The sequence below is a fragment of the Streptomyces sp. NPDC003247 genome, assembly GCF_042888135.1.
Classification (GTDB): domain Bacteria; phylum Actinomycetota; class Actinomycetes; order Streptomycetales; family Streptomycetaceae; genus Streptomyces.
Genome location: NZ_JBIAPF010000002.1, coordinates 621,497 through 635,867, shown reverse-complemented (window position 1 = coordinate 635,867; position 14,371 = coordinate 621,497). Strand labels below are relative to the sequence as shown.

17 protein-coding genes are annotated in these 14,371 nt (G+C 69.5%); 4 read left to right on the top strand and 13 right to left on the bottom strand.

The features are described from left to right. Positions 1-46: 46 nt before the first annotated feature. Both ACFYWQ_RS07820 and ACFYWQ_RS07815 read right to left on the bottom strand, forming a co-directional pair. Complete coding sequence (locus tag ACFYWQ_RS07820) at positions 47-718, bottom strand: hypothetical protein (RefSeq protein ID WP_389513784.1); 672 nt, start codon at positions 716-718, stop codon at positions 47-49. 343 nt (positions 719-1,061) lie between these two features. Next, positions 1,062-1,424, bottom strand: a complete 363-nt coding sequence (locus ACFYWQ_RS07815; RefSeq protein ID WP_389513782.1) for a DUF192 domain-containing protein — start codon at positions 1,422-1,424, stop codon at positions 1,062-1,064. A gap of 72 nt (positions 1,425-1,496) precedes the next feature. Between ACFYWQ_RS07815 and ACFYWQ_RS07810 the strand changes: the two genes are divergently transcribed. The 4 genes from ACFYWQ_RS07810 (at position 1,497) to ACFYWQ_RS07795 (ending at position 5,616) form a co-directional block, all read left to right on the top strand. Continuing rightward, entirely contained in the window at positions 1,497-2,063 is a 567-nt protein-coding gene (locus tag ACFYWQ_RS07810) for a dihydrofolate reductase family protein (RefSeq protein ID WP_389513780.1), read from the top strand. 133 nt (positions 2,064-2,196) lie between these two features. After that, positions 2,197-2,673 (top strand): hypothetical protein, encoded by a 477-nt coding sequence (locus ACFYWQ_RS07805; protein WP_389513778.1) that lies wholly within the window; start codon positions 2,197-2,199, stop codon positions 2,671-2,673. Positions 2,674-2,683: 10 nt separating this feature from the next. After that, a complete protein-coding gene (locus tag ACFYWQ_RS07800; protein ID WP_389513776.1) occupies positions 2,684-4,978 on the top strand; it encodes a hypothetical protein in 2,295 nt (764 codons plus the stop codon). Further along, a complete protein-coding gene (locus ACFYWQ_RS07795) occupies positions 4,978-5,616 on the top strand; it encodes a hypothetical protein (RefSeq protein WP_389513774.1) in 639 nt (212 codons plus the stop codon). The genes ACFYWQ_RS07800 and ACFYWQ_RS07795 overlap by 1 nt, the downstream gene beginning before the upstream one ends. 27 nt (positions 5,617-5,643) lie before the next feature. Here the strand turns inward: ACFYWQ_RS07795 and ACFYWQ_RS07790 are convergent, their stop codons facing one another. The 11 genes from ACFYWQ_RS07790 to ACFYWQ_RS07740 all read right to left on the bottom strand — a co-directional run bounded on the left by ACFYWQ_RS07790 (position 5,644) and on the right by ACFYWQ_RS07740 (position 14,366). Then, complete coding sequence (locus ACFYWQ_RS07790) at positions 5,644-6,270, bottom strand: OmpA family protein (protein WP_389513772.1); 627 nt, start codon at positions 6,268-6,270, stop codon at positions 5,644-5,646. An 8-nt stretch (positions 6,271-6,278) separates the two neighbouring features. After that, on the bottom strand, positions 6,279-6,863 hold the full coding sequence (locus tag ACFYWQ_RS07785; protein WP_389513770.1) for a hypothetical protein: 585 nt from the start codon (positions 6,861-6,863) through the stop codon (positions 6,279-6,281). A 34-nt stretch (positions 6,864-6,897) separates the two neighbouring features. Beyond that, on the bottom strand, positions 6,898-7,491 hold the full coding sequence (locus ACFYWQ_RS07780) for a pilus assembly protein TadG-related protein (protein WP_389514407.1): 594 nt from the start codon (positions 7,489-7,491) through the stop codon (positions 6,898-6,900). Further along, entirely contained in the window at positions 7,488-7,718 is a 231-nt protein-coding gene (locus ACFYWQ_RS07775; RefSeq protein WP_389514404.1) for a Flp family type IVb pilin, read from the bottom strand. Before ACFYWQ_RS07775 ends, ACFYWQ_RS07780 begins: the two co-directional genes overlap by 4 nt. Before the next feature lie 123 nt (positions 7,719-7,841). Continuing rightward, positions 7,842-8,702: a response regulator gene (locus ACFYWQ_RS07770; protein ID WP_389513768.1), complete on the bottom strand. Its 861-nt coding sequence runs from the start codon at positions 8,700-8,702 to the stop codon at positions 7,842-7,844. 90 nt (positions 8,703-8,792) lie between these two features. Next, the gene (locus ACFYWQ_RS07765) at positions 8,793-10,130 is read right to left on the bottom strand and encodes a sensor histidine kinase (protein WP_389513766.1); all 1,338 of its coding nucleotides are present in this window, start codon (positions 10,128-10,130) and stop codon (positions 8,793-8,795) included. 19 nt (positions 10,131-10,149) lie between these two features. Then, positions 10,150-11,037 (bottom strand): DUF5936 domain-containing protein, encoded by an 888-nt coding sequence (locus ACFYWQ_RS07760; protein ID WP_389513764.1) that lies wholly within the window; start codon positions 11,035-11,037, stop codon positions 10,150-10,152. Between the two features lie 22 nt (positions 11,038-11,059). Continuing rightward, positions 11,060-12,004 carry a type II secretion system F family protein gene (locus ACFYWQ_RS07755; RefSeq protein WP_389513762.1) on the bottom strand — a complete coding sequence of 315 codons (945 nt, stop codon included), beginning with the start codon at positions 12,002-12,004 and terminating at the stop codon, positions 11,060-11,062. Positions 12,005-12,171: 167 nt separating this feature from the next. Then, positions 12,172-13,509: a CpaF family protein gene (locus tag ACFYWQ_RS07750; RefSeq protein ID WP_389513760.1), complete on the bottom strand. Its 1,338-nt coding sequence runs from the start codon at positions 13,507-13,509 to the stop codon at positions 12,172-12,174. A gap of 25 nt (positions 13,510-13,534) precedes the next feature. Then, positions 13,535-13,960 (bottom strand): TadE/TadG family type IV pilus assembly protein, encoded by a 426-nt coding sequence (locus ACFYWQ_RS07745; protein ID WP_389514402.1) that lies wholly within the window; start codon positions 13,958-13,960, stop codon positions 13,535-13,537. 76 nt (positions 13,961-14,036) lie between these two features. Beyond that, positions 14,037-14,366 (bottom strand): pilus assembly protein, encoded by a 330-nt coding sequence (locus tag ACFYWQ_RS07740; protein ID WP_389514400.1) that lies wholly within the window; start codon positions 14,364-14,366, stop codon positions 14,037-14,039. Positions 14,367-14,371: the final 5 nt, after the last annotated feature.

Genomic DNA, 14,371 nt, shown 5'->3' with positions numbered 1-14,371 from the left:
GGAGGGATTTTCCGCTGCACCGGTCCTCACCAGCCTTGCCGCTCCCTCACAGCGCGCTCGGAATCTCCGGGTCGTTGGTGCAGGGCAGCTTCTTCGCGAGGTTACGGGCGAGCTGGGCGGTCATCTCGCTCAGGAGCTCGGCGTCGAAACCGGGGACGTTCCGGACTTCGGTCTCCACTTCCAACGGAAGTTCGGCTTGCTGCTCCTGGTGAGACCCCTTGATCTTGCAGGGGAACAGGGCGGTGAGGCGCAGGCCGGAATCCTCGCGCACCACGTAGACGTCACCACCCGCCGACTGCCAGCCGTTCTTGGACGCGACACCGTTCTCGATGCCCTTCGGGGTGTCGACGGACCAGCGAACGTAGGAGTTGAACCGCTTGCCCGTGCCGTCGAGTCCCAGGTCACAGGGGTGACTCGCGGTATACGCGACGTGCCCGGTATCGCCCGGCTCCCACGACTGGACGACACTCGCCGAGCCGGACACGAACGTGTCCACCGGGAACGTCTGGTTCAGCACGGCCAGGGTCCCCTTCCCCATCTCGTCCTGCAACGCGTCGATCCGGTCTTCGCCGAAGAGCGCGTTGCACGTGCTCCAGCCGATCGGGGCATCGTTCCGGTCCTTCGTGTCTCCCTCTTCGGAACCGGAGCAGGCAGCCAGCACAGCCAGTGCCGCGATCACCGCCCCGATCGCCGGGAACGTCCTGCCGGCAAACCTCACGACGACACCTTTTCATTGTTCGAGATGACGCGCTTCCCCTCTCCTACGAACACTCGGCCTCCCAGTTGAGCTTGAGCTCAACCGAGCGCACAGCGCGATGAGGTCATGTCCGCGAAGCCGACAGGCGCCATCAGCCTCCTCGTAGTGTCCCGCCCGTGAGCCAGCAGCGCTTGGCCCGGTGACCGTGTTACTCCTCCTACCGTGCCCCGACCTCGGCACCGTCCAGCCCTGGTCTTCCCCCTGGTGATCAACTGAGTCGGCCGCCGAGGAAACGTTCCTCAGCTCCTCACCACGGGATGGCTCCTGGGCTCTCGTACGCAGCGGGCGGAGGGGCATGGGGCCCTCAGTGAGCAGCCACGACCTCAACCGTCACCCCGACCCGGATCCCCCACCCCCACATGGCCCCCGCGGCCGCCTCCACCACATGCCGGGAACGCGGCCGGGGCAGCCCCAGCCGCCCCGGCGGCATGGTCCGGACGGCGATCACGGTGAGGCGGCGGTCGAGATAGGCGACGTCGATGGGGACGCGCATGCCGAAGGTGTGGACGCTCCCGGCGGGGGAGAGCAGCAACGCCCCCTCGACGCGGTCCCGGCCGAGCAGCCCGCGCGTCCGCGCCCGGTACGAGGTGGCGATCTCCAAGGGGACCCGCGGGCCCGCCTCGCCGCCCACGACGAGTTCCCCCCGCCCGTCACGCCAGCGCGCCATACCCGTCTCCCCTCGGCCGCGTAGCTACCCTCTGCACGGTAGCGAGCCGGGACACGAAGAGGTGGCCGTCGTATGCGCAGGATCGTTCTGATGGCGTCGGTTTCCATCGACGGGTACTTCGAGGGCCCGGACCACGACATCTCCTGGAACCGGGTCGACGACGCACTGCACCAGCACTTCAACGACATCGTCGGAGACATGGGCGGCCTGATCCACGGCAGGGTCACCTACGACCTCATGGCTGCCTTCTGGCCCACGGCCGACGCCGACCCCCGAACGAGCTCGACCGAGGCCGAGTTCGCGGGCATCTGGCGCGACATCCCGAAGTACGTCTACTCGCGGACGCTGGAACGGGCCGACTGGAACACGACGATCGTCCGGGAGGTCGTCCCCGAGGAGGTCACCGCCCTGAAGAACCAGCCGGGCGCGGGCGACCTCGGCCTCGGCGGCGCCGACCTCGCCGCCACCTTCCTCCGCCACGACCTGGTGGACGAGATTCGCCTCTACGTCCACCCCGTGCTCCTCGGCCACGGCAAACCCCTCTTCCCGCCCACCGGCACCACCACCCCCCTCCACCTCACCGCATCCCGCACCTTCCCCAGCGGAGTCACCCTGCTGCACTACACGGTCCTCCGCTGATCAGGCCCACCGGGCCCTCAAGTACGTCCATGTACCTCACGAGTTGTGGGCGCAGAGTCAGCCCGCGCGCACCGTACGTACGGTAAAGTCCCCGCAAATTGCCTGATCGGCGGAGTGCAGCGGGGGCACTGACATGGCGTGGGACGAGTGGGAGCAACTGAAGGCCGACGCGGTCGGGCGCGGAGCGACGCAGATGCGGCTCAACCAGATCCCCGCGGACCCGGGTGGTGGCGGCGGGGCCGGTGACCTGGTGGTCAACCAGGACGACCTCGGTGCCGTCGGCCACGACGCGTTCCTCCTCTACGAGGACCTCCAGGCCGGCGCGGACATCGCCGGCGCCGGTGCGAACAAGGACGGCGTGGGCTCCTCGAACCAGGCCGCCGCCGCGCTGAAGTCGCACGGCTTCACGACAGGCGGCGCGCTGGAGACGACGGTCGACATCTGGACGTCGCAGCTCAAGACGGTGCTCCAGGCCTGTGCCCACATCTCGGACCACCTCGACTTCAGCAAGAAGCTGCATGCCCAGGAGGACGCCAAGATCGGTGCCGTGATCCTCGGCACCGACGGTGGGGCCCTGCCCGTGTCCCAGATCGACAAGTACTTCCAGTAGGAGCGTCTCGGTGGCCCTCACCTACATGGACCTCGTCGAGGTCGACCTCGGCAGACTCGGCACCGCGGTCTCCGACTGGAGCAAGAGCGTGGACGCGCTCAAGACCGCGGCGGAGAACGCCCGCACGGGCATGCAGGCCAAGTCGGACAAGGCCCGATGGGCCGGTGTGAACGCGACGGTGACGCGGGAGTTCGTCACCAAGACGGTGAAGGAGATCGACGACCTGCACACCGAGGCCGACAGCATCCACAAGGTGCTCGTCGACGGCCACACGGAACTGGTCGCGCTCCAGAAGAAGATCCGGACCGCGGTCCAGCAGGACGCGGTGAACCTCGGGATCCGCGTCGAGGACATCGGCGAGGGCAAGGTCCGCTGCTTCTTCCCGCACATCCGGGGCGACAGCGACGAGCGCACCCAGGAACAGCTCGACGCCAAGCAGGAGCTGGAGGACCGCATCAACCGGCTCGTCGCCCACGCCACCGAGATCGACACGTCCCTGACCCGTGCACTGGCCAAGAGCCACGGCAATGACAAGCACAACGCCGGTCACGCGTCGTACGAGTCCCTCGACGACGCCCAGGCCGAGCGCGCGGCCGAGCTGGCGAAGCTCGGGCCGGAGCTGAGCGACAAGCAGTTCATGGAACTGAACTCCATCATGAGGTTCAACGCCAGGGACGCGGACTTCTCCACGGACTTCTACAAGTCCCTCGGCGGCCCGAAGGAGGCGCTGGAGTTCTACGGCCGTATGTCCCTGGACGGCACGATGGGCGACAACAAGGAGCGGCTCGCCCTCACCCGGCAGCTCCAGCGGAACATGGGCCTGGCCCTGGCCTCGGCAACCGATCCCGACAACAAGTCGCACCTGCCGGCGAGTTGGTCGACGGAGTTCCGCAAGCTGGGCACGCAGCGAGTCGAGCTCTACCCCGGCGCGGGCATGTCGCCGTACGGCTACCAGCTCCTGGGCGGAATCCTGCGCTACGGCAACTACGACGCGCGGTTCATCAACCCGATCGCCGAGCACGTCGTGCAGCTGCACAAGCAGGACCCGTACCGGTTCATGGAGAACAAGCCCATGATCGGCGGTTCCGACCTCGACTGGGGCTTCAACCCCTCGGGAAAGAACGGCGCCGGCTACGACCCGCTGACCAGCGTCCTGGAGGGGCTCGGGCACAGCCCCGAGGCCGCGAAGAGGTTCTTCACCGACCCGCCCACCGCCTACAACGAGGACGGCACGGTCGACAAGGACGGCACCCTCGACTTCACGTCGTACTTCGACGAGTTGAACAAGGCGGACTTCGAATGGGCCCCGGACAGCCTCGCCCACCCCGCCAGCGACGAGGCCGAACACGCCCGTGAGATGGGCCCGGACGCCCTGGGGCACGCCCTGGAGGCCGCTACGACAGGGGCGGCGTGGGACGCGGATCCGCCGGTGCTGCACCGGGACGAGGAGACGGCCGACATCATGGGACGGGTGATCGAGCGCTACAACGTGGCTTCCGAAGACGGACCTCCGCACGACGTCATGAAGGACAGCCTGGCCCGCATGGGTGCGGCGTACATCGACGACTTCAACTATTCGATCAACAATTTCGGCGGCTCGGGCGAGGTACTGGATCGCGACGCGCTCTTCGCTCACAGCAGCGACGGTTCGACACGAACATCATTCGACGAGCGCCAGGTGCGGAATTTCATGATGCTGGTGGCTGGGGACGAGGACGGATACAAGACACTGACCGTAGCCCAGCAGGTCTACATGGCGAGTGGTCTCGCAGCATTCGAGAACGACCAGGACCACGGCATCGCGTTCGCGCAGAACGCCGCGAAGGTACACGGCATCCTTGATGAGTCCCGGTCCCACGGGATCCGTGAGGAGTTCAAGGACGACGCGACCGCTGAGAACCTGGAGTTGGGGAAGCAGGGCGAATGGCGCAAGTCCCTGATGACCGGTGTTGTCACAGCAGTCGCCGCTGGTGGCACGGCTATGATCCTGGGCCCTGCCGCCGGCGTCGTCGCCACTACCGTGGTTCCGATCGTGTTGGAGTCAGGCGCCTCGACGGTCAGCACGGCCTACGGCAACCACACCATGCAGTACCTCCAGGACAACGAGTACAAGAACAGTCCCGAGGCACTCCAAGACGTGCAGTGGGTGGAGGAGGTCGGCGAGCGGGCGGTGACCCACCCCGTTCTGCAGTATGCCCAGACCACTGGAATGAGCAACAAGCAGGCCACTGACCTCATCAATGAGATCGAGCAGTCCTACTTGGCTGGGAAAACGGCCATTTCAAACAATGAAAAGGTGTCGTAGTGAGACCTCTGACCTGGACTGCCTGGTGCGGAGTGATAGCGACCCTGGCACTGTCCACAGGCTGCTCGGACGAACAGTCACTGAGCGAAAAGTACCCCACGCAGTGGAAAACCTGTAACGCACTATTCGGCACAGATAACATGAAGTCACTGCGGGACGCCCTCGACTCCGATGACCTGAAGTTCTCCGGTAGCGCTTTCTCCATCGCCCAGATCAGAAACAATCTGACCCGGGAAGCGACTGAACCTTACAACGTTAACAAGGGGTTTGAGGAGTATAACGCCTGCACTCTTTCGGGGAGCGGCCACTTCTCTGCCACGACGAGGTGGGCCTCGGATACCCTGAAGGCGGTACAGACTTACACTGAACGCTGGCATCAAGCGGCTACGGACGTCTACGTGGCCGAACCGTCCAGCGTGGCCGGAGACGTCGACCTCCTTTTTCGCTGCGAGATCAAGGGCACGGACGGGCAACAGCCTCAGGTGCTCCTCGAAGCCAGAGTCAGTGCCCCGGATCCCCCTCGGGTCACGCAGGACTTCCATCAGAAGTTGGCCGTGGAGTTGGCTCGCACACTGCGGGATGAACTGGCTTGCATCAACAAACCAGACATCCCGAACGATTTGCAGCTCGCCGAATGAGACACCACGCTCACCTGTCCGTACTACTCAGCTCGCGATGCGGGGGAAGGTGACCTCCACTCGGCGGTTCTTCTTGCGGCCGGCCTCGGTGGAGTTGTCCGCGATGGGGAACTGCTCGCCGTAGCCGCGCACCTCGAAGGTGATGTTCGGGTCGTTCAGATCGCCCGCGAGCGCGGCCTGGACGGCGTCGGCACGCTGTTTCGACAGGACGTCGCCGTGGGACGAGGAGCCGAGGTTGTCCGTGAAGCCGAAGACGCGGACCTGGGTGGCCTTCTGCGTGTTGATCTCCTGGGCGATCGTGGCGATCCGCGCCTGCGCGGCAGCGCTGAGCTTCGCGCTGTTCTTGCCGAAGAGGACCTCCGCCTGGAGCGCGAAGGTCACGTCGGCGTTGGTGTCCTCCCGGCGTTCGTCGCCGCTCTGGTCCTCGACGACCTGCTTGATGTCCAGCACCTTGGGCTCGGCCAGGGTGGCGCCCTCGGGGAGCTTGAGGTCGGGGTCGTTCGGGTCGACCTCCACGGGGGCGGTGGCGGTGGGTTCGGTGCCCGGCGGCACGCTGGGGCCGTCGGCCCGGGCCGGGCTCGCGGGGGTGAGGAGGAGCGCGGTGGTGACCATCGCCAGGGCGAGGGGGGCGGACGCCGTCCGGGTGCGGGTCATGACCGGCCTCACCCGGAGATCTTGACGACCGCGCTGGGGAACAGCGGCAGCTGGAAGGAGACGTCGGTCGTGTCGGCGGGCGGCGACGGGAACTGGAGGAACACGTCGATCGATTCCCCGGCCTTGAGGGTCGAGAAGCCCGTGGTGGTCAGGGGGCGGCCTTCCGTGTCGCGCAGGACGTAGTAGCGCTTCTTGGTCTTGGAGTCGACGAGGGTGGCTCCGCCGAGGGACCTGCCGTTGTTCATGATCTCTGTTTCGTTGCCGCTCAACTCCAGCGGGATGACGGCGACTTCCGATCCGTCGTTCTTCAGAGCGCCGTTGACGGTGACGAATCCGCCGGAGTCACGGACCGCCGAGGTGATCTGGAGGAGGAGCCCGCTCGGGCCCTTGATCTCGGCCAGCGGCGAGTCGGACTGGCCTTCCTGAGCACTCGGCGCGGACCCACTGCTCTGCGAAGCGGACGCCGAATTGTTCGCCTTCTTGTCGTCGTCCCCGCCACCACCACCGCAGGCGGCGGACCCCAGGGCCAGGCCGGCCACGACGGCCAGCGTGACCAACCCCCTGCGGGCCTCCGCAGTGAACCGCATGCTCATCACTCTGCTTCCTTCTCCACTCGTCGTTCGCTCGTCAGCCGACCAGGTGGACATCGAAGAGGTCCTCGGGTCCCGGCAGATCGGTGAGGTCATCCGGGTCGAGTTCCCAGTCCTCGTCGTCACAGGTGAGCCCCGGCAGGACGTCGTCCTCCGCATCCTCGGCCGGGAGCTCGAACGTGCACAGCGGCTCGATCACGGCGGTCGCGGAGGCATGCGCCCGCGTCGTGCTCGTGAGGGGGATGACGGAGTCTCCGGCGGACTGGTTCGCCTGGACGGTGACCTTGTATCCCAGCAGGCCGTCCGGGCCGCACTGCACGTTGCCGGCGTCGTTCAGCGCCGCGAGCTGCGCCGCCCGCCAGCAGGAGTCGGTGGCGCCGTTGCCGTCGAAGACGTCCTGCCATCGGGTGGGGTCCCGGACCACCAGCAGCCACTGGTCGGCCAGCTGGTCCCGGGTCTCCTGCGCCGCCGCCAGCGCCGCCGCGTCGGCGGCGGTCTGGGCGCCGTTCCGGTTCACCGCTGCCTGGCCGACCGCGAAGTACGCGAACGCGAGAAAGAGCAGGCCCCCCACCACCGTGATGTAGACGGGGAAGACCTGCCCTGCGTCGCCGTAGAAACGCGATCGGGTCAGGGTGCCACCTTGGCGATCTGAGCCGTGAGTTTGTTGACGATGGTGGCGCCGAGGTTCGTATTGGCGATGAGCACCACGATCGCCACCACCACCGCGATGATGCCCAGGTACTCCACCGCGGTCTGTCCCCGGTCGCCACGGCGTCGTACGGCCTGTGCCGTCGTGTTCTTCCAGCCGCTCACCCGGACCCGGGCCGCGACGGTGGTCCTCAGCAGCAGGTCGCTCAGGTCGCTCATGGCGTTCCTCTCCGTTTGAGGCGTTCCCGGCTCTGGGAACGTAGGGCGGAGCGGACGGCCGGGGGAAGGGTCCCTGGGCCCAGATCCGGGCCCAGGCCGAGGGGTGGCGGGGCCTCATGGGGTCACCGCCGTTCCCAGCCACTTGGCGGCCGCCTCGGAGCGGCTGCTGCTGTGCAGTTTGGCGAAGATGCGGTTGATGTGGTTCTTGACCGTCTTCTCGCTGATGAAGCAGGTGGCGGCGATCTGCTGGTTGGTCATGCCGGATGCGATGAGGTCCATGATCTCCGCCTCCCTCACGCTGAGTTCCGAGCCCCGACGCGACTGTCCCACAGTCGATTGCAGTTGCGAAAGCAGTTTGAGGGAAGTCGCTGGAAATGGGGGTGGTTGGGTTACGCCATTGTGTGCAGTCGCACTCGACATCGCGCTCGGCGTCGACCTCAGCCGGGTCAGTACGGCGGTCGCCGCGGTCGGGGTGAAGTGGGCCCGGCCGTCCCTGACGTCCCGGACGGCGTTCACCAACTCCTCGACGGTGAACTCCCCGTGGACCAGGTAGCCGCCCGCGCCCCGGCGCAGTGCCTCCTCGACCACCTCCGACTCGCCGCTGTACGTGAGCATCACGACCGGGGCGATCCCCACCAGGTGGGGCAGTGCCGAGAGGCCGTCCACGCCGGGCATGCGGACGTCCAGCAGGACGATGTCGGGCCGGTGGCGGTGGGCGGCCTCGTAGGCCTCGCGGCCGTCGGTGGCCTCCGCGACGACCGTGATGTCCTCGCGGTCGGAGAGGAGTGCCGTGAGACCGGCGCGGACCACGGGGTTGTCGTCGGCGATCACGACGCGCAGGGTCGGGCGGGGGGCCGGCCGGGGCCGGGAGACGCTTCCGAAGGGGTTCGGTGGCGATGGCAGTGGCGGGGGTGATGGCGGTGGCGGGGGTGATGGCGGTGGCGGGGGGGTCGGCTGCCGCGGTCGGTCCGGCATGGGAGGCGGCCTCCTTTCGTCGTGGGGATGGCGGGCGAGGCGCTAGCGGTCGAGGGCGTCACGGGTCGGGGGCGGGCGGGGTGCCACGGGTCATTCGAGGGCCGTGAGCGGGAGTTCGAGGAGCACGCTGGTGCCGCGGGCGTGCGGGCCGTCGCCCAGGTGGAGGCGGGCGCCGACGGAGGCGGCCCGCTCCGCCATGCCGACGAGGCCGAAGTGTCCGCCGCGGCGGAGCTGTTCGAAGGTGGTGCCGGGTGGGAGGCCGCGGCCGTCGTCGAGGACGCTCAGACGCAGTACGCCGCCGTGGACGCCGGCCCGTACCTCGACGCGGTGCGCGTCCGCGTGACGGTGCGCGTTCTCCAGGGCCTCCGAGGCGATCGTGAGGAGGTGGCGGGCCACGGCCGGCGGGACGGGCAGCGCCGCGCGGTCGCCCGTCGGGTGGTACGTGGCCGGGACGCCGAGGCGGTCGGCGATGTCGCGGGTGTGCGCCGCCAGTTCCGCCAGGACGTCGACGCCCTGCGCGGGGTCCGTCTCGCGGCGCAGGTCGGTGAGGAGTTCGCGGGACTCCGCGGCGGCCCGGCGGGCGGCGCGGGCGATCAGCGCGGCCTGGTGCTGGACACGGGTCCGGTCCACGGTCGCGGCCGCCGCCGAGCGGGCGAGGCCGTCCGCGGCGAGGGCGACACCGTGGAGGGTCTTGGCCACCGAGTCGTGCATCTCGCGGGCCAGGCGGGCGCGTTCGGCCGCGACCGCCTCGGTGGCCGCGAGGCGGGTCCTGACGGTGGTCAGGGCGTGCGTCGCGGTGCCGAAGCGGAGCATGAGGTTGCGCAGGGTGGAGCCGACGGCGCCGGTGATGACGCAGAAGCCGGGCAGGAGCAGCCGTTCGGCGAGGCTCGCGCCGGACTCCCGCTCCAGGGTGGTGTGGACGAGCAGGAGGATCAGCGACTGGAGCGAGGCGAAGCAGGCCGCCCCGCGCCAGCCGTAGACGATGCCCGCGAGGAGGGGCGTGCAGACGCTGACGTAGGCGAGGGTGGTGTCCGGGCCGGCGGAGATCAGCAGGAGGGTGCCGAAGAGGGTGTCCACGGCCAGGAGGGTGGGGTGGCGCAGGAGGAGGGGGCCGAAGCGTTCCCAGTCGCGGAAGAGGACGTACGAGCCCATGAAGGTGACGACCACGGCCGCGCCGACCAGGCGGGCGCCCAGGCCCGGGGAGGCGTTGAGGAGGGCGGCCGGCGCGGCCAGCGCGATCATGGCGAGGCGGAAGCCGAAGACGTGGCGGCACATGGCCTGGAGGGCGTTGACCTGGAGGGTGAGGGGCGGCTGGGGCCCGTGGGGTGGCCCGCTCCCGGGCACCGCGTCCTCGGATCCGCCGTCGGCCGCCGACGGGCCGGCGCGTCGGTCCGGGCGGTCGTCGTGCCCCTGGGTGGTCGCCGTCATGACCGTCACCCCGCTCCCCCTACTCGCCCGTGATCGAAGTGAAGTCCGTGCCGGAGCCGAGCAGCATGCCCGCGCCGAGGAGGAGCATGGTGGCCGGGACCATGAACGTGGTGATCATCAAGGTGGCCTTGGGGACCGCCCGGGCGGCCTTGCGGCGGGCGTTCTGGGCGTCGGTGCGGCGCATGTCCTTGGCGATGGAGACCAGCGTGTCCACGATCGGCGCGCCCAGTTCCTCGCCCTGCTGGAGCGCCGTGACGAACATGGCGACCTGCTCGGAGTCGTTGCGGCGGCGCAGTTCGGCGAAGGCCTCGCGGCGGCTCATGCCGAGGTCCATCTGGCGGAGCGTGATGCGGATCTCGTCGGCCCACGGGCCCTCGTACCGGGACGCCACGCGGTCGAGGGCCTGGCGGAAGCCGAGGCCCGCGCTCACGACGACGGCCAGTACGTCCAGGAAGTCGGGCAGCGTCCGTTCGATCGCGTCCTTGCGGACGCGGATGGCGGACCAGATGCCGACCTCGGACCAGAACACGCCGAAGGCGACCATGAGGAGGGCGAGGAAGTAGCTGCCCTGGAGGAGGGCGACCAGGCCGCCGAGGGCGCCGACCGCGCCGTAGACCGCGCGCCGGGCGGCGTAGCGGTCGATGGTGAGGCCCCCGGGGTTGCCGGCCAGGTCGATCCGGCGCCGGTAGCGGGCGACCTGCGCGGGTCCCATGAGGCGCAGGACGGCGGGGGCGTACCGCATGCCGAGGCGGTCGACGAGGGAGCCGACGGCGCCGGTGCGGCTGGCGCCGATCTCCAGGGCCAGCGCGAGGTCGCTGGGCAGTTTCGCGTCGGCCCGGTACATGCGCAGGCCGGTGAAGGCGCCCCAGACGCCGAGGCCCATGACGAGTGCGAGCAGCAGTTCCATGGCGGGCGGTTCCTCCCCGGCCTCAGACGTCGATGCGGGACATGCGGCGGATGAGGACGAAGCCGACGGCGTACAGCCCGAAGGCGATGATCACGGCGGCCTGGCCGAGGGGGGAGCCCGTCATGCGGTCGAGGGTGCCGTCCTCGACGCTGTTCATCAGGAACAGCGCGCCGACCCCGAGCACCGGCACGGCGTACGAGGTCATGTTCACCTGCGACAGCTGGGTCCGCACCTCCCGTCGCGTCTCCTTGCGTTCCTCCAGCGTCTCCGTCAGGTTCCGCAGCGCCCCGACGACCTGGCCGCCGGCCCGGTTGGAGAGGACCAGGGTCGTGACGAGGACGACCAGTTCGCGGGAGGGGAGGCGGTCGGCGAGTTCACCGAGGGCGTCGTCGAGGGAGTGGCCCACGGCCAGCTGGTTGGCGACCTTGGCCAGTTCCTCGCCGGCCGGGGCCTCCAGTTCCTCCGCGGCCATGCCGATCGCGGTGCGCAGGGCGAGGCCGGCGTGGGTGGCGTTGGCGAGGATGCGGGCGAGTTCGGGGAGCTGGTTGATGAAGCGTTCGATGCGTTTCTGGCGCTGCCAGGTGAGGAACTGCCAGGCCGCCCAGACGCCGAGGACGCCCGCCAGGGGGCCGAAGAAGGGGGCGAGGGTGGCCTGGCCGATCAGCCACAGGGCGGCGACCGCCGCCAGCATGGAGACGAAGAACTCGCCCGGCGTCACGTCCAGGCCCGTCGCGTTGAGCTTCCGCTCCAGGGTGCGGCCGAGGTGCGTACGGCGCAGCCGCCGGTCCAGGGTGCGGAAGCGGCGCCGGCGGCCGGTGAGGGGGATCTGGCCGGTGGCGGAGAGGCGGTCGACGAGGGCCGCCCGCTGGGCGCGGCCCCGCCCGTAGGTGTGCAGGCCCGCGACGGCCAGGACGCAGGCCAGGAGGGTCACGCCGGTGGTGAGGGTGATCAGGGTGTTCAGATCCATGGGGCCGTTTCCTGTCCGTCCTGTCCGTCCTGTCTGTCCTTCTGGCCTGTCTCGCCTGTCTGGCCTGTCTGGCCTGCCTGGCCTGCCTGGCCTGCCTGGCCTGCCTGGCCTGCCTGGCCTGCCTGGCCTGCCTGGCCTGCCTGGCCTGCCTGGCCTGCCTGGCCTGTCTACCGGGCTTCTCGGGTGGTCAGTTCGTCGAGCGTGCGGGCCACGCCGAAGGCCTGCGGGACGGGCTGGCTCGCCATGTAGAGGCGGTCGGCGGCGCGGCGCGGGAGCGGGGAGTACGCGAAGGAGCCGTGGATGCGGCCGTCCGCCGTCATCGGCCGGGCGTGGAAGCGGGCGATCGTCGCCAGCCGGTAGGGCTCGCTGCCGTGGCTGTCGAGCAGGGCGATCTCGGTGATGCGGCGGGCGCCGTCGGCGAAGCGGGTGAGCTGGACGATGACGTCCACGGCGCTGTTGATCTGGTCGTGGAGGGCGACGAAGGGGATCTCGACGTCCGACATGGAGGCCAGGGTCTGCAAGCGCATCAGGGCGTCCTCGGCGCTGTTGGCGTGGACCGTGGCGAGGGAGCCGTCGTGGCCCGTCGACATGGCCTGGAGCATGTCGAGCGACTCGCCGCCGCGGACCTCGCCGACCACGATCCGGTCGGGGCGCATGCGCAGCGAGTTGCGGACCAGGTCGCGGATGGTGATGCGGCCCTTGCCCTCGACGTTCGGGGGGCGGGACTCCAGGCGGATCACGTGCGACTGCTGGAGCTGGAGTTCCGCGGAGTCCTCGATGGTGATGATGCGTTCGCCGTCGGGGATCAGGCCCGAGAGGGCGTTGAGCAGCGTGGTCTTGCCCGTGCCGGTCGCGCCGGAGACGATCACGTTGAACTTCGCCTGCACCAGGCCCGCCAGCAGGTACACCATGTGCTCGTCGAGGGAGCCGAAGCCGATCAGTTCGTGCAGGGTGAAGGAGCGCGGGAAGCGGCGGATGGTGAGGGTGGGGCCGGTCAGCGCCAGCGGGGGGATGATGACGTTGACGCGTTCTCCGGAGGGGAGGCGGGCGTCGACCATCGGGTTGGTCTCGTCGACGCGGCGGTTGACCGTGGAGACGATGCGTTCGATGGTCTGCATGAGCTGGTCGTTCGACGCGAAGCGGATCGGGAGCTGCTCGACCCGGCCGGCCCGTTCCACGAAGATCGCGTCGGGGCCGTTGACCATGATCTCCGTGATGGACGCGTCCTCCAGGAGCGGTTCCAGGATGCCCAGGCCGAGGGCCTCGTCGACCACCCGGCGGATGAGCTGGGAGCGTTCCGTGGTCGACAGCACGGGGCCCTCGCGGCTGATGATGTGCCCCAGCACCCGCTCCAGGCGGGCCCGGCGCTCGGCCGCCGCCAGCGCGCTCATCTCCGCGAGGTCGATCTCCTCCAGCAGCTTGGCCCGGTAGGAGGCGACCAGGTGGCCGTCCTCGCCCCGGCCGGTGTTCTCCTCGGGCGAGGTGATGCGTGCGCGCAGGCTCATCTCCGGTGCCTTCCTTCGCTGGCCTTCAGTGGTCGACCGGCATCGTGGCCGTCTTGCGGGCCTGGCCGAAGTCCCCGATCCCGGGGATGACGGACGGGATGGTGACGCCGGCGGTGACCCGGACCTCGTCGCCCAGACCGGCGCTCGTGCAGTTGGTGCCGCCGGCCAGCCAGGAGCTGACCGCGCCCTGGCAGGCCTGCTGGGCGCCCTTGTCGAGGGACGCGCTGCGGGCTCCGGCCCGGGCCGCCGTCCCCGCCTGCTGGGCCGTGTACGCGATCAGGCCCAACTGGACGGCGGCCAGCGCGACGAGGAGCAGGACCGGCACGAACCCGAGGTATTCGAGGGCGACCTGGCCCCGGTCGCGGCGGAAGTCGCGGACACGGTCGCGGTCGCGGTCGCGGCACCCCCCGCGGGGGGTGAACCACCGGCCGTCCGGACAGCCGTCCCGCAAGCCGTCCGGGCCGCCGTCCCGCAAGCCGTCCCGTAAGCCGTCCCGCCGCCGGTCCCGATGCTCGTACGCCGCCATCTCAGTCGTCCTCCTCCTCGACCGCGCCCGCCTGACCGTGCACGTCGAACGGGAAGGAGACCGTGCCCGGGAAGAGGACGGGGACCCTCAGGGTGACCCGGGCCGTGACGTACTCCGCCGACCACCCGCAGTCGACCTGGGCGCCGGACTGCCACGCGCCCGACAGCTTCTGCGTGCCCGCCTGTTCGCACACGGCCTGCCGCTCCCCCCGATGCGCCGCCGTCGCCGCCCGCACCGCCTCGTCGGCAGCATTCCCCGCGAGCGTGAAGGTGTACCCCACCAGCACGAACTGCCACACGACCACCAGGGTCACGATGATGAGCGGGGTCATGCCGA